Here is a 22,754-nt window from a genome sequence, read left to right as displayed (position 1 = left end):
GGATTACGTTTTAGTTTAAAATTGTAACTTTAACGATTTTTCTTCCCCATTGACTAGAAGACCCTTTATCAGGCATTAACACATCAATTCTGTTACCTTTAATCGCTCCACCAGTATCTGCTGCAATTGCGACTCCATACCCTTCAACATTTACAGTTTTGCCTAATGGAATAACTTTTGGATCTACAGCAATTAATTTCATTCCTGGGTTTGCAGTTAAGTTATAGTGTCCCCATGCAGAAAATACTTGTTGACCTGGTGCATAACCATTTTCACCTGGATCAGCTGTATAAGCTGTAGCTTCTACATAAATTTCTTTCCCACCAGCAGTTGGCTTAGAAGATGGTTCAGGTTGTGCAGGTTCTACCTTCGAATTATTATTAGCTACTGGTTCAACCGGTTTACTAGCTTTTTCTTGCTTTTGCTTTTCAGCAATTTCTGCTTGCGCTTTCGCTAAAGCTTCTTGCTCTGCTTTTGCAGCCGCTTCTGCTTTTGCACGCTCTTCTGCCGCAATTCTTGCTGCTTCTTGTTCACGAGCAATTGTTTCTTGTACTGCCTTCATATTTGATTCAATTTTAGCTTTCTCTTCCGCTGCTAAATTAAGTTGGCTTGCCACTTCATTATATTTAGCTTGAACTGTTTGCAAGTTATCTTGACGTTTTTTCAAGTTATCTTGCAGTTCAGCTTGTGCTTTTGCTAATTTTTGTTTATCTACTACTAAAGATGCTTCTTTTTCGTCAATTGTTTTCTTGTCCTCTTCAATTTGACGAAGATCTTGTTCTTGTAGACGTAAAATTTCTTTATCAGCTTCTAGAATAGTAGAAACTGCGTTCATACGTTGTAAGAAGTCTGCAAAGTTTTTTGACTCTACTACAACTTCTACTACTAAACTTGTATTTGAACTGTTTTGAACAGAAACCATACGTTTTCTCATAATATCTTTACGAGCAAGGACTTTATCCTCTAAAACGATAATTTCTTCCTTTTTTTGTTCAATCTGCTTATGTGTTTCATCAATTTTACGTTGAATAGCAGCTTGATCCTCTTTATTTTTTGCAATTGTATTATTTAAATTATGTAGTTCGTTTTCGATACCTTTAATTTCTTTACTAACAGCTTGCTTTTCTTGCTCTTTCTTTTGCATTTCTGCATCGTTTTGTTGCAATTGCTGTTGCATGTTGTTAAGTTTCTCGTCGTTTGACTCTGCTTTAACAGCGACTGTACTAGAAAGACCGATAATTCCTGCTAATACTAGACAGCTGATTCGCTTAAAATAGTTCATAATCCGACTCCCTTCTTATACAGTTATACATGATTTATTTTACAGTTTGTTTACAAAACGATTAAATACAGTTTATTTTTCGTGACGAAAAAAAGAGAATTATGAATAAAATGTAATAGATTCTTAAATATTTAACAATTCCTATATTTAAAAAATACAAAAGATGCTAAAATCCAAATATAGAGAAAATATAACTTTCGAAGGCGGTTGAAATAAATACATGTTTACTCAAAAAAAATCACTCCAACATACAATTGCTCAATTAGAAGAGCGTATACAAGAATTAGAATTAGAATTAAAACAAAAGGATATTGAAAAGCAAGAGACTATTTCTACTATCCACGATCGTGTACAAAGCGTTGTCCAAGAGCATCAACTTGTAAATAACCAACACAATACACTTCAAAATTTAGTTCAACAATTAAGTTCATGTTTCGAAAATGTTTCAACACGTACGACACATTCCAATGAGTTAAATAATGAAATGTTACAAAAGGAACAAAGCTTAATTCAGTCTATTGCAGAAATTATTGACTGCTCTAATGAAGGAAAAGAATCCGTTCACCGCTTACTTATTGTAATTAATAAATTAGGTGAACAATCTCAACGCACGTCTAATAGTATGAATCATCTAAGCGAACGCTCAAAGGAAATCGAGCAAATTGTAGAAGTCATTCAAAACATTGCAGCACAAACAAATTTACTTGCATTAAATGCGAGTATTGAAGCCGCACGTGCTGGGGAGCACGGTAAAGGATTCGCTGTCGTTGCCAATGAGGTAAGAAAACTAGCGGAAAGTACAGCAGAAAGTACAAAAAACATCGGCAACTTAACGAAAAAAATTCAAGAAGAAATTGAAAAAGCATATGATAACACAAAAGATAATTTACATTTAGTCGATGAAGGTGTAGAAATGAGCGCCGATACAAATGCTAGAATTGAAAATATTTTAGTTATGATTCAAACGTTACAAAATGGTGCTACAAATGTTATTAAGGCTATCGAAAACCAAAAGTCTTGTAATGATGACATATTACGAGAATTCGCTAACACACAACAAATGTTCCAAAAATTAAATACTACTATTATGAATCATATTCATGATGCTGAAAAAGTCGATGTTCAATTGTCTAAAAGTCTTCAAGAAACAGTAACTTCTTAATTAAAAATAAAAATCCCTTATACTGCTATAAGGGATTTTTATTTTATTTTGAATATTTATTTCTTTTCAATATTCATCCATATCTTTGTTATAATGGAAAAGTTGTTTCTTTCAACTAATAAACAAGGAGGTTATTATGGAACAATTTTACTACGTTTTAAAATATTTAATTCTCGGTCTGTTCCAAGGACTAACAGAACCAATTCCGATTTCTTCAAGTGGTCATCTCGTTTTAGCACAACATTTGCTAGGACTAAAAATAGAAGGGTTTAGCTTCGAACTACTTGTTAATTCAGCTTCATTATTAGCTGTATTACTTATTTATAGAAATGATTTAATTCGTCTAACGAAGAATGGTCTCTCTTATATATTTACAAGAGCAGAAGACGCAAAATCAGATTTCTTCTTTATTATTTATCTTGTTATTGCAACCATTCCAGCAGGTGTTATTGGTGTTTTATTTAAAGATTACATCGATCAGTACTTAAAAGGTGTGAAGATGGTTGGGATTTCCCTTCTTATTACTGCTGTCGGCCTTTGGATTATTAGAAATTTACGCGGTCGTAAAAATGATGGCGACCTTTCTATGAAAGATGCAATCATCGTCGGATTAGCACAAGCTTGCGCACTGATTCCCGGAATAAGCCGATCTGGTGCCACAATCGTAGCAGCAATGTTACTTGGTATGAAGCAAGAAACAGCTCTTCGCTTCTCATTCTTACTATACATTCCTGTTAGCTTAGGTGGCTTGTTGTTAAGCATTACAGACATTGCAAATGATCCAAATCTAGACACATTATTCGTACCATATGTCGTTGCATTCATCGCAACATTTATCATGACGTATATTTCACTAAAATGGTTTATGAACATTATGGCAAAAGGAAATTTAAAATATTTCTCTTTCTATTGTATTATCGTAGGTGTACTTACTCTTATTTTCTTATAAGAGGGTGTTGCAAAACTAAAATAAATATGCAATGTTATGAATCAGAAAAACTAGCTGAACATGCAATAGATAGCGATTTTGACCATACCAACGTGGCTGTTCCAGCCCTTTATCTTTGAGATGACTAAACTGTTGTTCAATTTTTCCACGCTCTTTCATCAACTGTTTGCCAAAGGTAGTTTGTAGAAAATGAGACACTACACGACGATGTGTACTTTTGATTGGTCCGCTATTACGCGGGTTAATTGGATTGATCGCAAAGATATCACATGCTCCGGCAATTTCATGAATGTGCTGACTATCATAAGCGGCATCTGCAACGGAAAATAACACATTTTGGTTTTGTATATCCCGAAGCAATGCAGGAGCTATTTTACTATCATGTACATTTGCGGTTGTAAATGCATACGACAATATAACACCTTCTGGTGTAGAACAGACATGAGTTTTATATCCCTTATACCAACCATAGCGAGTAGATTTTCCCCATTTCGCTTGAGAATCATATAAACTACTCCGTAAGGCTGTACTATCAATTAAAACGCACGGAATTAACCCTAAATTCTTTTCTTGAAGAATTTGTTTATGAAGCAACGGAATTTCTTCGTTGCGAAACCAAGTGCCTACACGTGAAAAAGTAGATATATGAGGAACAAGCGAAAGGCCACAAGATACACGAAATGAAGGATATTGATGTAAAAAACGAGTTAACTTACGTAATGAATTGATCTGGAATACCGTTTTTATAAAAAAACATTTGAGTAAAGCTTTTCTACAGATGGGTGGGCGGCCTGTCATAGGCGGAACGCCTCCAATGGTTAAACTGTCTACGTAGGCAAATAAAATTTGTAAAATGGATTGATTTTGATCAAAATTGGTTATCATACTAGTAAATCCGTCCTTTCTGGAGATAGTTTTAGGATACTATCATTCTTCCAGGAAAACGGGTTTCTTTATGCATTCATTTTTGGATATTTATGAGTTTTGCAACACCCTCTTATAAAGTAAAACTTACAAATTGAAAGCGAGTCATCTAGTGTAATAGAATGACTCGCTTTTTTATACCTTTATTAAGTTAAAACCTATCATTTACTTTGAATTTTCTGAATAGTATAATATTATTCAAGTTCACTATTACAGTAATTCTATCTTTCCTACTATTATCGTAAAAGAGGTGTTTATATGTTTATAGTTACTAAACTCATTCACATTAAGTACGGATATGAAAATGAGCCATTTTATGGGCTTAAACAATATTATCCTTCCCCTGGAACGAACGGTTGTATTAACATAGAGTTTTCACATGTTCATCGTACAAATGATAAGGCAGAATATATGATTCGTATGTTATGGAAAACACAACAAGATTACCATACATGGCTTTCTCAAAAAGAAGGCAATGAAACTTTGAAGCACAAAATACAAGGCTATATCCTTTCTTCCAAATCAAATGCTACCTATGTGCATTAACCCTTCTCTTTTTATTCCTTACGAGGGACAAAATGATAAAGTGAAATGTAACTGTTTAGCCTACTTAAAAAGGCAAGATAAAGAGAAGAAATGTCTGTTATACATTTCTCCTCCAATTAGTTGATAAAGGCAATATCCATCGTTCCTTCACGAATTAGTTGTTCTATTGTGTGGAATACAGGTTTACCTTGTTTTTGTGCGGTTTGGATGAAGCTTCTCGTTAAACAAAATATTCGCGCTCCATCTTCGGTACGAAACGTACCTGATACTTTTTGTTTTACTTTTGCCATTCGAATATCTCGCTCCGCTTCATTATTATCAAATGGAATATCCGCATGTGTGAGAAAACCTAAANTTATGGCTATTTGAAGAATTTTTTTGAGACGTTGCTTGTAATTTCTGAATTTCCATCTGCAAAGATGCAACAGTTTCCTTTAATTGTTTGTTTTCCGCTTCTAATTGTTGGATGTATACGGTTGATTTGAGATGTTCCTCCATAAAAAGGTTTTGTATGGCTTCCAAACCCATGTGATACGACTGACAAATTTGTTCCATAGTCACCACTGCTCACCTCTCGTTTCGTCTATTCCTATGAGAAGTATGGGCTAAACTAACAAAAGCTAAACTATGAATTCATCAATATCAACAATATTAAAAGACTAAGCAGTTACAGTGAAACTTTAATCAGCCCTCATCAATTGGGCTGTTCACAAATAACGAGGTAAGGACCCTCTTACTTTTCATACTGTAAGAGGGCTTCTCTTATGCATACACTTTCTTCTCTTGACAATACAAACGAATAACATGTTTATTTTGTTGAAATACATCATGCGTCAGCCGAATAATAATAAAGTTTCGTTTTGTTTGATCATCATGAACAAAAATCTGTTCTCCCTCCTGAAAACGCCATGCACTTTCAAAAGTCGTAATATGATCCCCACTTACAGAAAAAAGTTCATATCGCATCTCTTGTACCCTCTCTCAACTTATATAATCATAATATCCTCATATTAAATTTATTATAACTTAATTCCTATAAAATTAGTAATTATTTCTATTTCGAAAGATTTTAACTTTGTTTTAGCGCTATAATGATAAACGAATTTTTATTGAAAGGAGTTTTACTTTGACTGCATATTTATTTCCAGTGAAAACAGCATTTATTTTATTTCCCTTTTTAGCAATGTTTCTTTTAATTCCTTTTTTAATATTTAATTATCGAAAATACGGTTATTTAAATAAATGGCGCTCATTTATTTTATACTCATTATTACTTTACTTATTAAATGCCTATTTTCTTGTTATTTTGCCGTTGCCACAAACGTTTGATACTTGTAGCCTACAACCGGCTAATACACAACACATGCAACTCTCACCATTTTATTTCATACAAGAGATTAGTAGTCATACATCGGCAGTTTTAACGAAACCAACTACTTATTTCTACTTATTAAAAGAGTCTGCGTTTTTACAAGTTGCCTTTAATGTTCTATTAACTGTTCCATTCGGCATTTACTTGCGTTATTATTTCCGACGTAGTTTCTTACAAACAATTTGCATTTCCTTTTTCCTTTCACTATTTTTTGAGCTAACACAAGTGACTGGATTATACGGTATATACAATTGTGCATACCGATTATTTGATATCGATGATTTGTTTTTAAATACATTAGGTGGCGTAATTGGTTTTATCATTGCACCAATATTTACGTACTTCCTTCCGAAGACAAACGAGTTAGATAGTCATATTAATTTGGAAACGAAACCAGTCGGATTCATTCGTCGCCTTATCGCGATGCAAATTGATTGGATTTTCTTATCTATCGTCGTACCTGTCGTTAAAAACAAAGGAAATTCTTTCTTCGTTTCTAATATGCAATCTTACACCAATATGTATGAACTCATTTTCATTACGTGTTCAATCCTTATTTACTTTATTATTATTCCATACTTTACGAATGGAAAAACAATTGGGAAAGCATTGCTTCGCATTCACGTGAAAGGAAAATCAAATCGTATTACATTAAAAGAACTATTTATTCGCTACGGTATATTTTATTTTGCGCTAGGCGGAATCAATTATATTCTTTCTAGTAGCTCTATTTTAAATCACACAGAGCCTTTAGTATTACTCGTTACATTGTTATTCCTATTTATCATTAACGGCCTATTCATTATTCATGTTTTACTGCATGTATTTAGCCGTGATAAACTACTATTTTATGAACATATTAGTCATACAAGAAATGCAATTACACTAAAAAAAGCTGACAAATAATTATTTGTCAGCTTTTTCATATACATAATGTGAAACCTTAATCAGCGGGGGTCTTACTGCCCGACAAATAGCGGGATAAATAACTTTTCTGCATAAGGATTAAAAAACATTCCAAGTTCATCTAGAGATTTCCTCACCTGTAAAAACGAATGAAACTCTGGATATATATCTTGTAATTGCTCATATGATAATGTATGCATTTTCCCCCAATGCGGACGCCCTTCATACTTCAGAAAAATTTTTTCCACTTCGCCAAAGTAAGCAGCATATTTCATACCTTTATACATATGAACAGCGATATACGCTGAATCTCTTCCATAGGCTGGACTAAGCCATATATCATCCCCTTTTACATAGCGGCATTCGATCGGGAAGTGCACCTTATACTTTTTCTTTTCAATAAGATTTGAGATTTCTTCTACAACCGTCCTCATATACTTTGAAGGAATGCTATACTCCATTTCATAAAATGGTACCGTACGTGATGTAGCAAATACTTCATAGCTCGGGCCAATTATTTTTGTGTTTGGTACAGCTTTAGCTGATAATCGACTCACTCCTTTACTTATAGAAGGAAACCATTTACACCCTTTAGATAGTAAAGAGAACATCCTATTTTCAAGTAACTCCACCTTTAGTTTATGCCATTTCAAATCACTGCCTTGATTCGTTGTTTCGTTCGTAAGTTTTACTTGTACTTCATCAGAATAAGGAAAAACGAAAAATTCAAAATGACGATGCTTCTTATATTCTTCTAGTTTGTTCATTACAGTGGATAATGACTGTTTTTCACTTTCATAAACGAGTGAATACGCTGGAATAACCTTCAATTTTATCTTTACAATGATACCTAACATTCCAAGTGACAACTGAAACGCTCTCCAATATTCTACGTTCTCAGCTTCCGAACAAACTATACTCTCACCATTAGATAGAACTGCCGTAATCTCTATAACTTGTGTTGATAAGCTCCCAAAGGTAATACCCGTTCCATGAGTCCCCGTACTAATCGCTCCTGCAATAGATTGCGAATCAATATCCCCTAAATTTTCTTGCGCATAACCTTTTTCCTCAAGTAACTTCCCTAAATCATATAACTTTGTTCCTGCCCATACTTCAGCAACCATCTTCTCTGCATCAATATTCACAATACCCTTCAATTCATCTAAAGAAACTAAAACTTCTTCCGTTTGCACAAGGGGTGTAAACGAATGTCCTGAACCGACAACACGAATTTTCTTCCCCTTTTTTCGCGCAAGTCCCACAACTTCTACTACATCTTGTATACTTTCTGGATACATCGTATAATGCGGCGTTCCTTCTACATTCCCTGTCCAATTTCTCCACTTTTGTCCCTCTATAGAAAGCATTGGCCATCCCCCCGATATGTTGAATACTCCCCAACAATCTCTCCTTTTTTAACACGATACAAAAAGGGAAAACGCTCACATAACTCACCAGCTTTACTATGGCGAAACAAAATGGACTCTCCTATATCCACTCGTTCCTCACCTTTATAAAAAATTGGCGTTTGTACCTCGCCAGCACCTTCTAAAGCTAATAGTTTTGCACCCTTCGGTCTCCAAACTTCAGGCTCTTTATCTTTTCCAACTGCTCCTGAAGCAATATATCCACCACCTAGGCAAGTGTAAATAAACGGGGCTGGTTTACGCACAACTGGTAAGGCAAATCCGACCGCTGGATAAAATTTTACCTCTTTATAATAATCAAACAGCTTCGGAGAATAAAAAGCAGAACCTATTGTAATCTCTGAAACTGAATTATCTTTCTCGGTTGTTTTTATACTTCCTGTTCCGCCTCCATTTACAAACCTTAGCTCAATACCAAGGTTTTGTATTGCTTTTACAATATGTTCTCTTCTTTCTTTCACTTCTAGCACTGATTTCTGCTTTAAATATGAAATTATTTTACTTTTCAACCATTGATTCGGTATATGATCTCCCACCCCAGCAATTTGAGCTTCATAACCCATTACACCATCTAACATTAAATATGATGACCTTCTCACCTTTTCTACTACTTTCAACGCATCCTGCACATTTTTTACTGGGGACCTTTGTACACCAAAATGAAATTGAAAGAAACGACTACTCATATCAATATCCAAACAAACACGAAAACATCCTTTAGATTTCTCAGCAATGCTTTCTAAATACACAATATGCTCTTCACAATCCACCATACAAGTTATAATGAAACCTTTCTTTGTTAACAAACTAATTTCATACAGAGCTCTTTCATCGTAAGCAGGATATCCAAGCAATAAATCATTAAATCCTTGTTCTATTAAAAATAAAATCTCTCTAGGTGAAAAGCACATAATACCTTGAAATCGATCATTTGCAGCTAGTATCTTTTGCATAATCGGAACAGAGCGTAACGATTTACTCGCTATACGAATCTTTTTATTTCCACTTAACTCTATAATCGATTGAATATTTCTATCTAAAGCCATTTCATCCAAAAATGCACACGGTAATGGAACTTCTTTAAAAATTCCTCTATCCACATTTTTCTCTCCTCTTCTCAATATGTCTTATACATATTGGAAAGAAAGTGTGATTTTCCTGTTTGCAAATAAAAAAAGTTTCTTCTTTACGAAGAAACTTTTTGAAACTACTTCATAGAAATAGTCGCCTCTACTGGATAATGATCAGAGTAATCATTAATATATAAAACTTAAACTGCCTAAAAGCGCAACAAACTGCTATATTCCGCTGCTTTGTGCTTTACCTAATTTTATAAATGGCAACACCTTTCTGGTTATTTGTGACCAAATCCGTTACCGAAAAAATCGAAATAAAAACTAAAAAAATAAAAGAGCACAGCGTGTTAATAAAGTGGTGAGACACTTTATTAACCGTCCGCCTAACCTAGATAGGCAAACACTTGCTGTAACTCTTTATGTACCTCATTTTACCGTACGTAAGGGTTCCTCCGCAACAGTTTGCTTACATTTTGTGGCATACTGTTGCTTTTTTATTTTCAAAGGAGACGAGCCCTTATGAAAAAGAAACAAGTGATTTCAATTATTGCAAGTGAAAAAACATATGAAAACTTAGCATCCTTTCAAACTCTCAAGGAATTAAATGACACTGTGCGAGCGTATAAGAAACAATATAAATTAAATAAAAACCAAATGGCAGTACTCGATCATTTACACCACTATTCCGCTAAATACCTTGGTGTTTCTTTTAAAACAAAAAATAACATTGCGGACGCACTTCATATTAGCCGTAGAACAGTTATTCGTGTATGCCAATACTTAGAATCCCTTGGTATTATTAAACAACTCGAAATGAAACGTAAGAGTGATAGGAGACAAACGAGTAATGTTATTGTGATTCAACCTATTCATATAGACGGACAACTTGTCACACCTGAACCAGCTAAAAATGCTGAAATTTGTCACACCCCAAAAACAACTACTAAAACCTTAAAACAAAAGAGTAAAAATATAAATAAACGTAAAGAGAACGTTGCACAATCTTTTCAACAGAATTTAGATTTCATCGATTACCGTGTACCACAATCTATGCGTATGAAATTACAAATTGCTTTTGACCCTAAAGTAATTAATGAATCTTTCAAAAATGCGAGAAACATCGCAAAGGAAGCTGCAAAACAATTTAATTTACTTGCGGATACAGATATATTCCACAACATTCTTGCGAATGCTTCTTCTGTCTTGGTCTCTAAAACACATAAGTACGAGCATAACGGGAAATTAATGAAAAATCCGATTGGCTATTTTACAAGTACGTTTAAACAAATGGTCTACAACTATATCGATAGCTTTAGAGATATACATAATCTTGCAAATCGTAAGAAAGATATTTCTGCTCGTAATACGTTATTTCTAAAGATGATTGGCGAATCATTTTAATTCCAAATCGCCATTTGATTCATGAAATCATGAATAGACTTTGTTTGGAATATGAGAAAATTGGGAGAGTAGCTGTCATATTGTGTATCCGTAATGATGAGTAGTGAAGGGAAATATTTGGATTTCTTCGGTTGCCATGGTTCTTGCTGCCATTCCAAACTATGAAAGTAGAATTCGTAACGATTTACTTTTTCTTGCATGACTTTCTTGCTGTAGACTGAATTCTGTACTTCTATGAAAAACGGAGACTGTCGCCATATGGTAAATATATCAGGTTCCATATACGCTTTACCGTATTTTGGCTCAACTTTAAATAATTTCGGCTTTTCGTACTGGAGAAGTTGCTTATATACGTCTACAATGGCAAGGAAATGCGGAATCTTTTGACTTTTTTTTCGAATCGTACTCGGTTGCGGGAAATAGATGTATGGCTGCTGTGATACATTTGCATCCACACTTCCGTCTCTTCTCAACCGCTTCATCACCGTATTACAACAAGTCACAGCTTTCTTGCGTCCTTGAAAATGCAAATCGATAATATCATCACGGGACATACATCGAAATCGCTGTAAATCCTTTACGATTGCCTTATCTCTATTCTTCATGATTCAACACTCCAAACAAAGGTAGTTTTTCTTGCTCAGGACTCGGAAGCTCAACTGTATCTTTCGGTACACGGTACGGTTCAATCATTTGTTTCGCTTTGTTTAATTCTAAATAGGGAGCTTGCACTTTCTTAAGCCCATGTAATTTTAGAATCATCTGACCAGATTGCTCTAAGTGTTCTGCCCCAGGTGTACCCATGATCTTGCTATTAATGCTATCAGCACACCTGAAGCCCATTCTGACTGTCATGTTTAGTTTCAATTTACCATCTAACACTTTTGCATCTGGACGTTGCATCGATAGCATAAGAAAGACACCTAACGCCCGACCAACTGCCGATATTTTTTCTATAATCGTCATACACTCTTTTTCATCTGGCAGCATCGCTACTTCATCAATTGCTAGGAGCATATAGGGTTTCCGTTTGTCAGGATGTGATTTATTATATTCGTCAATATGATCTACTTCATATGTTGCCATGAGCTTTCTGCGTTCCCTGATTTCATTCCATACCTTTTGAAGCATGATTTTCATTTCGATTTCCTCCATACATACTTCTTTTACATGTTTGACTCGCCGTAAGAAATGAAACTCTGAATTTTTCAAATCGCCTAGGTACAAATGCAAAGTATCGGGCGACATGGTTTGAATCAATGTAGACAAGATAACTCGCACCATACTACTTTTTCCTGAACCTGTTTCTCCCGCAATGAGAAGATGCGGTGTATTTGCATCCACCATATCGTAAGTAATCATTTTTCCGAACTGATCACGTCCTACTACAATAGGAAGACGGTATCCTTTTAATAACGGCTGCCATTGCTTGTAACTGTAGTTGTATGGTTTTAAACCACCATCAGAATGAAATACATGGAGTACAAACCTTTTAATATCACCTTCAATTACTACATTCCGCCCTAATATTTGCTGAAAGCAAAACCATTTCTTTTCAATTATCTTCGGATCCAACCCATTTGGAATGGTAAACACATATTGTACACATTGGTTCAAAGAAGTAACTGCATGAATTTTAGGGTAAATTGGCACTTTCCCTCCACGTGTTTGATGTTCTATATATAAACCAGCCTTCTGAAATACCTTAATCATTTGATGTTTTAAAGACCTTTTATACATCCATTCTTTTATGATTTCCATGATAAGCCTCCTAGAACATGATTACAATGCAAAGAAATACATAGCCGATGAATCCCACACCCCCAATTCTCACCCCATAATGAATGCCATCAGATAATAATTTAGCTGCTAATACATAATCATTTTGCACAAGATATTTTTCTAGCAGAACTGCCCCGATTAAAACTGTTCCCATTACTCCTAACGCAAAATACATATGTATCATGGAATCGGACATATGAAGAAAAGCCAACGGACTCCCTGCATGATATTTTTGTATTTGTCTCTCTTTCTTTTTGTACGACCCACTCATAAAATCACGAAAGGGAATGATTTGTTTTGTCTCCCACATAAGCTCATCTCCCTCATTTATTTTTTATCGTATTCCGCACAAGATTCTGAACAATACTTCTTTCCATTCCACCTCCAAAACAACCAACCGGATAACAAACATTTACAATACTCACAAGTTTCTTCGTATGATGATGCCATCTTGCTGTTCATTTCTTTCGCCCCTTTATAAACAGAATATAAAATGCAAGTGAAATAAAGCTTTACGCACCCATTACCATGGTAGCGTTACCTTGATAGGAACCATGGCAGCTACCACGGTAGAAACCTAAAACTTACCATGGTAACCAACTCGGTAAAATCACCTGTTCCTACCTTGATAGCTACTTTGGTAACTGGAACTTCTCTTACCTTGGTACATCATATTGGGGAGGGCTTGGACTTTATTAACACTTTTGTTTAAAAAAATTAAGCTTTGGTAAAAATGTGAGTAACAAAACCTCTAGGAATAGGAGTGTTTAAAGTGTTTGGGTTAGGGAAACCATCATCAAAGTTCGGTAAATTTTTAAGAAGAAATAATATTACTCAGACAGATTTGAAGGAATGGAGCGGAGTAAATCAAAATACACTTAGTCGAATTTCAAGATCAAACGAGCATAAGCCATCGATGAGTAACGGCCAAAAGATTATTAAAGCTTTGAAGAAAAAAGGGTATAGAGTGGATTTTGATGATTTCTGGATGTAAACACAAAAAATCCGCCTCCAATAGGAGACGGATTCCTCGTTGTGCAATAGATTAGAGAACCTATATAAAATATAGATCATATAGAATTATCAGTCAATAAAAAGTTCTATTCTCCGCTTATATTGGATATACTGTAAATGACATCTAGAGAATCACCACGTGAGAGTCGCCTTCAGCTGGGGAAGGCGACTCTCATATTTTAAACATATTTCCAAAAATTTTTACATATATTAAACTGCTCCTGTTATGTTATACACGATTCTTTCTATACGAAAAGGCAATCCAGACTCACCACCCTGGATTGCCTTTTCATTTTTAGTCGCGCGCTATCATTTTTTACATATATTAAAATGATTCCATACAACAAAATATATCTTTTCGTCTCATCCATATGCACTTTTTCACTGAACGCGTACAAAAGCCACCCTTTTACTAACACACTATACAAAGGAGGTGCTAATTTGAATATTCAAGATTTACACCAACAACTAGAGGAACTACAGCAAAATGATTATCTATACTTGTATACATGTAATTTAGACGAACTTACCTCTACCATGATGCAACATATAGGTACAATCGATGCCTACACAAGAGAAATGCTCATTTATCCATGTTTTCAATATTTTATACAACATAATCTTTTAGATATTGCACAATTAGAAGTTTTACTAGCCTCCTGCCTCAATCCAGATTATTTATATTTTGAAATATCTTCTTCGCAAACAGATGGCATTTTCACTCGTTCCTACACACTTGCACTGCTCACTTTAATCATACAATATGATACAAAGCACTCTTTTTTAACAGAAAAGCAACTAGTAGACGCTCTAGAAAAAATACTCCAATACTTTAAATTAGAACAAGATTATCGGGTGATCGTGCCTGACAAGGGATATACACGGCATATACTACATGCTTCATCAGCCCTACATGCCCTGATTCAAAACCCCAATATTTTAACTATTCATTATGAAAAAGTAGTTCATTGCTTACTGAATACAGCATTTCACTACCAACACCTCTACTATAACAACGAAGACGAATATATCATTACACCAATCATAGCAATGTTACAGCATGAATTTCCACAAACACAATTTCTATCAATTCTTACTAAGAAAATCCAACGTCTTCCTCAAATGAAAGAAAGGCTTACACTAACACAATTTTCTATTTTATATGGAAATATCAAAAATTTTTTACGAACATTGTTTTTCCGTGCGAAAAAAGATATGAGCTTAACAAACACTGCAAATCAAATTGAAAAAATACTCAATCAATTACCTCAATATTTTTAAAACAAGGAGGCGAAAACCTCCTTGTTTTCTCTTCCCTATTTCACATACACAAAGGCTTCGTTTGATGTCATATAGTATGTGCGCCCTTTGCTATTGTGCACCTTAACTTGTGGAGACCCATCTACAATTACCTTCTCATCAATCATGAATCCTTCCCCTGCGTCCAGCGTACCCGCTACATCTTCATCCTGCCATGACGGTGTATCATAAAACCGAAGGTTATCTACTTTCGAAACCACACGTTTCCCTACAACCGGATTTACGGATTCTTGCTTTTCAAACCTGATGTACGCTGGATTATATTTCACCCATTGGTCACCGCCAAGGTTTAACCATCCATCTTTCTCTCCCCACACTTGATACGCTTCAGGTTTGTTTAGCTGACGAATAACTGAATAGCTCGTATCTGGTCCTTTACGTAAATTCACGTTGTAGCCTTCCATATAAGCAATCTCATCTGTTACTGCTATTGGTACTTCCTCTGGTTTAGACGGAACAGAAACTTCAACACTAGAATTGTTATATGCTCGTTGCACATCACTTCTAAACTGTGATTCTGACATACCATGGCTACGTAAATAATCAATCGGGTCTTCATGATCTGTACCGCCAAGATACTTCCTCACATCGTTATGCGTCCACAATCCTTTTTCAACTGACAGATTGTTATCTTGTAAGATTTTTGCTAACAGCTTTACGTATTTCTCATAACTTCTTTTAAACTTAGCGTAATCGGCTGTTTCACATAACTCTACATGGACAAATCGTTTATTGGCTCCTGGTCCTGCACCGTACGCCATGTATTTTGTATCCGCAATCTGAATGGTTTCATTCCAGTCCACTGCGTAATGAACGAATGCATTTCTCCAGGTACGTGTCTCATAACGTTGAATGTTAATGGCTGGCGCTTCTGGTGTTGCGGTACTGTGGGCAACCACTCCTTCATATGCCCCTATTCCGCCCCTGTAGGGTGTTTTCGGCACATCCGGTATCAAAAGGACTCTGTCTGCGAAAACGCTTGTAGACAGTAAAAATACTATACATAATGTTGCAATTATCCCTAGTAATCGTTTCATGTTTGTTTCTCCTCCCATAGAAAAACGCACCACCGGTTGGCGATGCGTTCTCTTTGTTTTTTATTTGTCTGTTTGTACCATTCCTTCGTGGTCGGTCCAGATTCCTAAGGCGACACCAATTGTGAAAATATAGGGTAGTACCTCATCAATAAAACTTTTTGTCTCCAGTAATCCAGTCTTCGCACAAATGAATCCCAACAGGGAGGCGAGTGCCACCCATGTTTTCCAGTTACGTAAGCGTTTTTGCATGTTTTCTTTTGTCATGTCTAATCATTCTCCTTTTCGATTGTATCCAAGCGTTTATGCGCTTGTTTGGTACTTTCCTCTACCCTTGTGACTCGTTCTCCTAGTGCGACCATTTGTTTTTCACTTGCCTTTAAATCAATCCGGATATCATCCACACCTTTTCGAATATAACCAAGTTCTGCTTTGACCTCGGCACTTTGTTGTCCATCTGCCTTGATGGATTTAGATTTATTCAGGGCGTAGCCAAAATAGCTGATGGCGAGTGATAGCACTGCAATCAACACGCCTATTTCAATTGTCATGTTTTTCAACTCCTTTCCAAAAGAAAAAGAGAGACGCTTGTCTCTCTTTCACTCATACAGCTATCTTACATTTTACATGCCACCTTTTAGTATCAATCCTAAAATTGCCATAACAACTGCACCAATTACAATACGCAAAATCCACGTTGTGTTCATGCTAATTTTCTCTAGTTGCTGATTAATCGTTGAAATATCTTTTTCATTTATCGTTGTACGCGTCTCTAAATTTCGTATATCTCGCATGATTTCTTTTTGTTCTGCTTTTAAGCTATCGATTTTTGCATATACATCTTCCAATGCATTCACGTCCTTTTTGAAATCTTAATAAGACAATCTCTATATACTATGAGACAACCTTTTTCATAGTGAATGCATGGTAGCCATTTTTATGCCCTTGCTGTATGTTGCGCCAAATAAAAACAGCTTATAGCTGCTTCGGTTTCTCACTTATTAAATTTTGAACTACATCTTTTAATGTGGACACATCTTTTGCTAGGGTCGCAACTTGCTCTTTTAGTTGTTTATTCTCACCTTTAACAGTAGTTAACGCTTCGTTACATGCTTGATACTGCTGTTGGAAGGCTGCAATAAGAATAGAAACAGTATTATATAAATTAATGGCCCGTTTCTCTTTATCTGTAAATATACCGTCCGTATCGTCTGCAATCATGCCGAAATACGTTTCGATATCTTTCATTGTATATGGTTCTGTTTGTTCTTCCGGCTTGTTCACACGCATTTGATACAGATCATACATATCGTCTTTGAAGTTGTACTGTTTAATAGCTAAACTCATAATTTTATCAAGAGCCGAGAAAGGAATATCTTTTATATTTTCTTTCATATTTCTAGCTGATGTAGGATTAAATGCTTTTGCCCACATTTGGCCATTGGCATTTATATTTTCTTGTGCGCGTAGGGTTCTTAACTCTATATCCTTCCATCCTTTGCCCATCATATCTTTAATCTGTAAGCCGTTGTTATAACCTTGTACAAAACTGGATCTTATCATTGCATTACCCATGATTAAATCATGATCGGTGGCGCCGTTTACGAAATGTATTTCATAGTCACTACCTTTTCTTCTGAAAGTAAACTGCCCCCAATTATTTGTAAAAGAATGTGGTTCAGTTGTCGTTACAAAGAAGTGACCATATCCTGAAGCCCATCCTTCAGATTCAAAAATAATATCATTCAAGTTTTTAAAACGAAATTGTCCATCTGAATAAACGCTCAGATGTCCACCGTCATTCTGCATTTGAATATAATTTGACCAAATATTAGTCCCTTCTGCATTTTCTCCTTTAGAAACTCCAAATTTTGCATACGCTTTAGAAGGTTGATCGACTCCATTCATTCGTGGCATGACTTGATAAATATAAAACGATCCTGTACCCCTGTATTTAATATTGTCAGAACCAAGGACGAGTGAAGGTTGAATACTTCCATCATTTGTTTCCATAAATCCTAGATAGCCACGTGGCTTATCCGAATCGAAAATCTTCATGTCTTGCTTATTTATTTCAACAAATCTATTTCCACTCGTTTTAAGTGTTACTCCTTCTAACACCTGTCCTTTAATATGACTCGCTGTAATAAAACCTTTTAAGTTAATCCTGTTCGCATTCAAAGTAATGTTTTCTTTACTCATATTGAATGCTGCAATTACATCATTTTCTTTTACGGATATACTAACGCCCTTTTCAGTTAATTGAAGACGGGTTTCCATATCTCTTACATAAGAATCTTTTGCAAATTGCCCATTTGCTTGCTCTATTGTATATACCTCTGTCTTTTTTGCTGCTGCATTGATACCCTGTTCATTGATAGTGAAACGGTTATCGATTAAAGTCATCTTCTGGTTAAATTGTTCAGTTGCTAGCTTGTTAGCTAATTCGCCCAACAAGTCTTGTTTATTTTTATCAACTGTTTGATTCAACTCAGGGATTTTAAACCCAGCAATATAATTCTCTACTTGTTTCAGCTCAACTTTACCTTGCAGTGCTTTCGCAGTATTTTCCCATCCAGCTTTCGCCTCTTGTAATTGTCTTCCTTGTTCTGTCTGCGTATTTTGTATGAAAGAGACATTTTGTTTAATAGTAGTTGCATCTTTTTCTACAGTCGCAACACGCTTATCAAATCCACTTTGATTATTTTCCACTTTTGTTATTGTTTCTTTGATACCATCTACACTTTTTGTAATTTCAGTGGTTTTCTTGGTGAATTCATCGGTTGTTACTTGATCTTCTGCCGCTGGTTTATAGTCTGTTGCTTTATTTCCAATTTCAATTTGCCATTCTTTTAATTCGATCATGCCTTTAACATTACGTAATAGCGTTTGTGGATTGAAAACCTCAATTGCTTTATCTTTAAGATTATAAGTAAAGGAATATGTTTTCCATTCTTGATTTGCGTTAACATCACTTTCGCAACGAACACCAGGCCATAATTGTTCACCATCTTTATACTTTATCCACACTTCTACCCCAGCCCATGGATTCGGCGTTCCCTTTTCATATCCAATAGTTCTAGCTTTAAAACTAATAGTAAACTGCTGCCCTTGTAGCATCGATAAACCATCCGGCACAATTTTAAATGACTTATTTACTATATTAGACACTGTTGTTCCTGTGTCAGATTTAAGTGTGTCACCTGTACTTAACAGAATGTTACGTCCGCCAATCTTCATATCATCAAACTTTTTCTCCACACTACTTAACTTCTCGGTGACTTTTCCTGCTTCTTCTTTCATTTCAGTTGTTGTTTTCTTAAGCTCACTTGTTGTTTGCTGCACATCAGAAATAGTCTTCTTTGTACCTTCTACAGTAGATTCAACTGTATGTAATTTATTGCTAATGTCAGTATCTTTTTTCGTTAACGATTCAATAGAAGTTTTAAAACTATTAGAATCCTGTTCAAACTGAGTTACTTTTTTATCAATTTCACCTTGTTTATTTTCGATAGTAGAAATGGTACGACTGACACCTTGTAAACCTTCCTGTACTTTATTGAATTGTCCTATAGCTTGATTCTGTGCTTCTTGTACCTTTTGGTTTAATTCTGTTTTTGTGGACTCAATATCTTTATTAACCTGTGTTAGTGTTTCTTTCTTAACTGATTCAACATCTGGTACAACCGATTCCCAAGCTGTACCTGTCCATATTTTTAAAATGCCGGGCTTTCCGTTACTCGTATCACGCCAAAGCGTTTTATTAGGTTTAAGCCCTGTGGTTGGCGAATTCTTAGCTTCTATCATTTCAACAGTATTGTTTTTCATATTCTCTTGTACCTTTTCAGCCAATGTTTTCGCTGCTTCTGATTCTTTCTTAGCGCTACTTGCTGTTTCATTCGCTTCTTTCACCAATTTATCTAGCTGATCCAGCATTTCTTGTTTTTCACCGAATTTACTAAGGATTCGATTGTAAATCTTTCGTAATTCCTCGTTCGGATCCGTAATTTCACGATAATCACCAAACACATATTTATCTTGTGTAGGATCCGTAAAAGATTCATCACCGGCAATTACACGTGCTTCCAGGTATAACTTAGGTGTGAAGCCCGTATCTTTAATTCGGATCGTATCGCCCTCGTTAATGAGTTCATGTGCTAGTCCGAAAATACGTCCTATCGATTGCGCTTCAACTTCATATGCGACTGAAGAATTGACACGTTTTTTTAATTCTATTTCCATTAACGTCATTAAACGTTGTGGCGTCATATGTAACTCTTCTGTTTCTGGCGTATAAAAACCAAACTTATGCTTACCACGTTCGTTCCATCGTTGAAATGCATCATGATCAACAATATACGGAAGTCCTCTGTTGATACTTTCGATGGTAATTACATTGTCGCCTTCACCTTTCACAAATCCAACTAGTGCTGTACAAATATCTCTTGAATGTTCAATACGTGTAACGCCTATCAAATCTTTTCCGAGCTCTATTTCTTTGCCTGTGTCTCGACCACGTCTTTGAATCATATCAACATACCATCCAATGATTTGTGATCCTTGAACCTCAACACGGTACTGAATTTCTAATTTGAATAAAGAAGCTATTTTCTTTAAAAATGTTAGTGGATCCATAAATTCATCAATGGTCATCGTATGGAATCCTGCATAATCCGTTTTCCCACGTTTCCATTTCATGCCTACTAGGGCCATATCAATATATTTGTTTACCGTTTCCCCTTCTATTCTTTGCGGTTTTATAATACCTGACTTAGCAATTTGAACCCAAGCTCCTGAAGCATATGTGGTAATGGATCGGTTGTCTGAATTCTTTTCTGTTTCTCTAATAACATATGGTACAATTCTTCCGTCACGAACTTCTTTTAAAACAAGATTTTGTTGTTGTAGCGTAGCCGAATGAGTTGTTCCATCAAAAACAGTAAAATCCAATATATCAACATTGTTTTTGATTTCCCACTGCCTTTTATCATCCCAATAGTCCTGCGGCTGAATAGCTGCAACAATTTGATCTGTTTTAAAATCCACAACATGCAAAATGCCGCTGGGTGTTCTCATCTATATCTCTCCCTATAACGAACGGTCGCTTTCACGTCTGGTGGCATGATATCGATACGATTCTCACCACGTATGACAGTGGGAAAATTACTAAAAATGTCTTTTACATGAATCGCATTTTTACCGTTAATGGTTACAAGACTTTTTTCTGTATCAATTATAACCTTATCTCCCGTATCAAAAATGTAAGGCGGATTATTTTGCGTATTTACATTCACTTTCCAGAATTTCAAATCTGAAACGGTCATCGCTTCTACTGGCGGTACATCTTGCCATTGCATCATACTAATCTGGATTTGTGCTGCTTTTTCCATGTGATCGTTATTTTCATCCGTCCACCGCACAAATCGTTCTGAATCATCTTTTTCCGTCCCCGGAAGGAATTTCGAAATATACGCTTCCCATACATTTCCTGTTCTAGCTATCCACAATCGCCCTTTATATTGATTCCAAGTGTTTGGGTAATCTCCACTCTCATAAATTAAACTTCTTCTTCCTGGTTTATTATCATAACCGATTACCATTGTTCCAAGGTTTTGTTCAGCTTGCCAAAACACATCAGTCATAGCTATTTTCGAAAGCACTTTACTGTTTTCATCTAATATCGCTATTTCCACTCGGCCCATCTCATTAATTCGTTTACTTTTACATGTAACATAAGCCTGCATAATAAAGTCTTGTACGGGCCCATTAGGTATATTTTTTTTAACAGCTGCACCATTCCAGCCTTTTCCTGTACCTGTACCATAATTAGAACAATAGAATTGATAACCGTCTGATTTCATTTCACCGACTGGATTGCCATCTTCCATTGCACTGACTTTATTCCAACCTACAGTGGTAGCCATTTCATCCCATATAAGCCTTTGATTTCTTTCAACAGGTAGTTGCTCTGTTTTCAAAGGATAACCCATTCTGAAGTAATCTCGATTATACGGATACTCCCCAAACCACACATCTAAAAATGTACTTGGTTTCTGTGCTTCGATTTCAATAATTGGAGGCGCTTCTATATTCCCTTGATTGACAAAAGAAGCAGTGACTTCAGTAGAACCATTTTGAGAGAACGCATGAGTATTTTGTTTTCCTAATTTATATGGCATTGGACAAACAAAAGTAATAACACCTCTACCTCTATTGACTATTTCGTCCAAATCAACAGAACCATCAATGAATGCTAAATAAGTCCTGTCTAACTCATCATCAAAAATAAGTTCAGCTGGTTGCTCTGTATACAGCCAATCCGCTAAATCTTCTTTTACCTTTTGCAAATCAGCCATATTTTTTGCTGCCTTAATGACAAGAGGAACATCAATACGACGTTCCTCCGTTTCTGTATGAAGAAAAAGAGCCCCTGCGCGATGAGGGACCCTTACTAACTTTCTTTTTACTGGAGCCCAGGAAGGGCGTTTTCTTCCAACTAGCATTTGAATATAATCTTTTCTGATCTTATTAAAAGTAAAACTGAGTTTCCCCAACG

The 22,754-nt window shown here is 35.6% G+C and carries 22 protein-coding genes; 7 read left to right on the top strand and 15 right to left on the bottom strand.

Annotation, left to right across the window (positions count from 1 at the left end; genetic code table 11):
- Positions 1 to 10 precede the first annotated feature (10 nt).
- Entirely contained in the window at positions 11 to 1,282 is a 1,272-nt protein-coding gene (locus V6946_RS03565; protein ID WP_006920835.1) for a 3D domain-containing protein, read from the bottom strand.
- Positions 1,283 to 1,502: 220 nt separating this feature from the next.
- On the opposite strand from V6946_RS03565, the gene V6946_RS03560 reads away from it, so the two are divergent.
- Both V6946_RS03560 and V6946_RS03555 read left to right on the top strand, forming a co-directional pair.
- Positions 1,503 to 2,444 (top strand): methyl-accepting chemotaxis protein, encoded by a 942-nt coding sequence (locus V6946_RS03560; RefSeq protein WP_000495036.1) that lies wholly within the window; start codon positions 1,503 to 1,505, stop codon positions 2,442 to 2,444.
- Between the two features lie 136 nt (positions 2,445 to 2,580).
- Positions 2,581 to 3,393 carry an undecaprenyl-diphosphate phosphatase gene (locus tag V6946_RS03555; protein WP_000434794.1) on the top strand — a complete coding sequence of 271 codons (813 nt, stop codon included), beginning with the start codon at positions 2,581 to 2,583 and terminating at the stop codon, positions 3,391 to 3,393.
- Positions 3,394 to 3,408: 15 nt separating this feature from the next.
- On the opposite strand, the gene V6946_RS03550 is transcribed toward V6946_RS03555, so the two are convergent.
- A complete protein-coding gene (locus tag V6946_RS03550; protein WP_023520903.1) occupies positions 3,409 to 4,278 on the bottom strand; it encodes an ISNCY family transposase in 870 nt (289 codons plus the stop codon).
- Positions 4,279 to 4,575: 297 nt separating this feature from the next.
- On the opposite strand from V6946_RS03550, the gene V6946_RS03545 reads away from it, so the two are divergent.
- Complete coding sequence (locus tag V6946_RS03545) at positions 4,576 to 4,863, top strand: hypothetical protein (protein ID WP_366981888.1); 288 nt, start codon at positions 4,576 to 4,578, stop codon at positions 4,861 to 4,863.
- Positions 4,864 to 4,979: 116 nt separating this feature from the next.
- Here the strand turns inward: V6946_RS03545 and V6946_RS03540 are convergent, their stop codons facing one another.
- Together V6946_RS03540 and V6946_RS03535 are read right to left on the bottom strand one after the other, a co-directional pair.
- The gene (locus V6946_RS03540; RefSeq protein WP_406622238.1) at positions 4,980 to 5,288 is read right to left on the bottom strand and encodes a transposase; all 309 of its coding nucleotides are present in this window, start codon (positions 5,286 to 5,288) and stop codon (positions 4,980 to 4,982) included.
- Between the two features lie 337 nt (positions 5,289 to 5,625).
- On the bottom strand, positions 5,626 to 5,829 hold the full coding sequence (locus tag V6946_RS03535) for a hypothetical protein (RefSeq protein ID WP_001268332.1): 204 nt from the start codon (positions 5,827 to 5,829) through the stop codon (positions 5,626 to 5,628).
- 160 nt (positions 5,830 to 5,989) lie between these two features.
- On the opposite strand from V6946_RS03535, the gene V6946_RS03530 reads away from it, so the two are divergent.
- Entirely contained in the window at positions 5,990 to 7,141 is a 1,152-nt protein-coding gene (locus V6946_RS03530; protein ID WP_000128028.1) for a VanZ family protein, read from the top strand.
- Positions 7,142 to 7,194: 53 nt separating this feature from the next.
- On the opposite strand, the gene V6946_RS03525 is transcribed toward V6946_RS03530, so the two are convergent.
- A complete protein-coding gene (locus tag V6946_RS03525) occupies positions 7,195 to 8,511 on the bottom strand; it encodes a D-arabinono-1,4-lactone oxidase (RefSeq protein WP_006920836.1) in 1,317 nt (438 codons plus the stop codon).
- Complete coding sequence (locus V6946_RS03520; protein WP_006920837.1) at positions 8,499 to 9,671, bottom strand: amino acid deaminase/aldolase; 1,173 nt, start codon at positions 9,669 to 9,671, stop codon at positions 8,499 to 8,501. The genes V6946_RS03525 and V6946_RS03520 overlap by 13 nt, the downstream gene beginning before the upstream one ends.
- Positions 9,672 to 10,166: 495 nt before the next feature.
- Here V6946_RS03520 and V6946_RS03515 point away from each other — a divergent pair, with 495 nt between their 5' ends.
- On the top strand, positions 10,167 to 11,048 hold the full coding sequence (locus V6946_RS03515; RefSeq protein ID WP_406622237.1) for a cytosolic protein: 882 nt from the start codon (positions 10,167 to 10,169) through the stop codon (positions 11,046 to 11,048).
- Here the strand turns inward: V6946_RS03515 and V6946_RS03510 are convergent.
- From V6946_RS03510 to V6946_RS03500, 3 genes are read right to left on the bottom strand one after another with little or no spacing between them, the layout of a single operon-like run.
- A complete protein-coding gene (locus V6946_RS03510; RefSeq protein WP_406622236.1) occupies positions 11,045 to 11,653 on the bottom strand; it encodes a replication-relaxation family protein in 609 nt (202 codons plus the stop codon). The genes V6946_RS03515 and V6946_RS03510 overlap by 4 nt on opposite strands.
- Positions 11,643 to 12,809 carry an FtsK/SpoIIIE domain-containing protein gene (locus tag V6946_RS03505; protein WP_406622235.1) on the bottom strand — a complete coding sequence of 389 codons (1,167 nt, stop codon included), beginning with the start codon at positions 12,807 to 12,809 and terminating at the stop codon, positions 11,643 to 11,645. Before V6946_RS03505 ends, V6946_RS03510 begins: the two co-directional genes overlap by 11 nt.
- A 10-nt stretch (positions 12,810 to 12,819) precedes the next feature.
- Positions 12,820 to 13,140, bottom strand: a complete 321-nt coding sequence (locus V6946_RS03500) for a hypothetical protein (protein WP_406622234.1) — start codon at positions 13,138 to 13,140, stop codon at positions 12,820 to 12,822.
- 462 nt (positions 13,141 to 13,602) lie between these two features.
- Here V6946_RS03500 and V6946_RS03495 point away from each other — a divergent pair, with 462 nt between their 5' ends.
- Together V6946_RS03495 and V6946_RS03490 are read left to right on the top strand one after the other, a co-directional pair.
- Complete coding sequence (locus V6946_RS03495) at positions 13,603 to 13,824, top strand: helix-turn-helix domain-containing protein (RefSeq protein WP_030022691.1); 222 nt, start codon at positions 13,603 to 13,605, stop codon at positions 13,822 to 13,824.
- A gap of 461 nt (positions 13,825 to 14,285) precedes the next feature.
- Positions 14,286 to 15,125 carry a DUF2785 domain-containing protein gene (locus V6946_RS03490; RefSeq protein ID WP_406622233.1) on the top strand — a complete coding sequence of 280 codons (840 nt, stop codon included), beginning with the start codon at positions 14,286 to 14,288 and terminating at the stop codon, positions 15,123 to 15,125.
- Between the two features lie 35 nt (positions 15,126 to 15,160).
- Here V6946_RS03490 and V6946_RS03485 read toward each other — a convergent pair whose 3' ends face one another.
- From V6946_RS03485 to V6946_RS03460, 6 genes are all read right to left on the bottom strand, one after another.
- Positions 15,161 to 16,201 carry an N-acetylmuramoyl-L-alanine amidase gene (locus tag V6946_RS03485; RefSeq protein WP_406622232.1) on the bottom strand — a complete coding sequence of 347 codons (1,041 nt, stop codon included), beginning with the start codon at positions 16,199 to 16,201 and terminating at the stop codon, positions 15,161 to 15,163.
- Between the two features lie 60 nt (positions 16,202 to 16,261).
- Positions 16,262 to 16,465, bottom strand: a complete 204-nt coding sequence (locus V6946_RS03480; RefSeq protein WP_406622231.1) for a hypothetical protein — start codon at positions 16,463 to 16,465, stop codon at positions 16,262 to 16,264.
- A gap of 2 nt (positions 16,466 to 16,467) precedes the next feature.
- The gene (locus V6946_RS03475) at positions 16,468 to 16,749 is read right to left on the bottom strand and encodes a hypothetical protein (RefSeq protein WP_366987173.1); all 282 of its coding nucleotides are present in this window, start codon (positions 16,747 to 16,749) and stop codon (positions 16,468 to 16,470) included.
- A 72-nt stretch (positions 16,750 to 16,821) separates the two neighbouring features.
- Positions 16,822 to 17,046 carry a hemolysin XhlA family protein gene (locus V6946_RS03470; RefSeq protein WP_327895431.1) on the bottom strand — a complete coding sequence of 75 codons (225 nt, stop codon included), beginning with the start codon at positions 17,044 to 17,046 and terminating at the stop codon, positions 16,822 to 16,824.
- A 127-nt stretch (positions 17,047 to 17,173) separates the two neighbouring features.
- A complete protein-coding gene (locus V6946_RS03465) occupies positions 17,174 to 21,274 on the bottom strand; it encodes a phage tail spike protein (protein ID WP_406622230.1) in 4,101 nt (1,366 codons plus the stop codon).
- Positions 21,271 to 22,752, bottom strand: coding sequence for a distal tail protein Dit (locus tag V6946_RS03460; protein WP_406622229.1), 1,482 nt, complete (start codon positions 22,750 to 22,752; stop codon positions 21,271 to 21,273). Before V6946_RS03460 ends, V6946_RS03465 begins: the two co-directional genes overlap by 4 nt.
- Between the last annotated feature and the right edge of the window lie 2 nt (positions 22,753 to 22,754).

Origin of the sequence: Bacillus sp. PPSBB_2, from assembly GCF_045291115.1 — a bacterium.
Taxonomy (GTDB): Bacteria; Bacillota; Bacilli; order Bacillales; family Bacillaceae_G; genus Bacillus_A; species Bacillus_A cereus.
The sequence above is the reverse complement of the archived record's forward strand: the minus strand, read 5'-3'. Positions and strand labels throughout refer to the sequence as shown.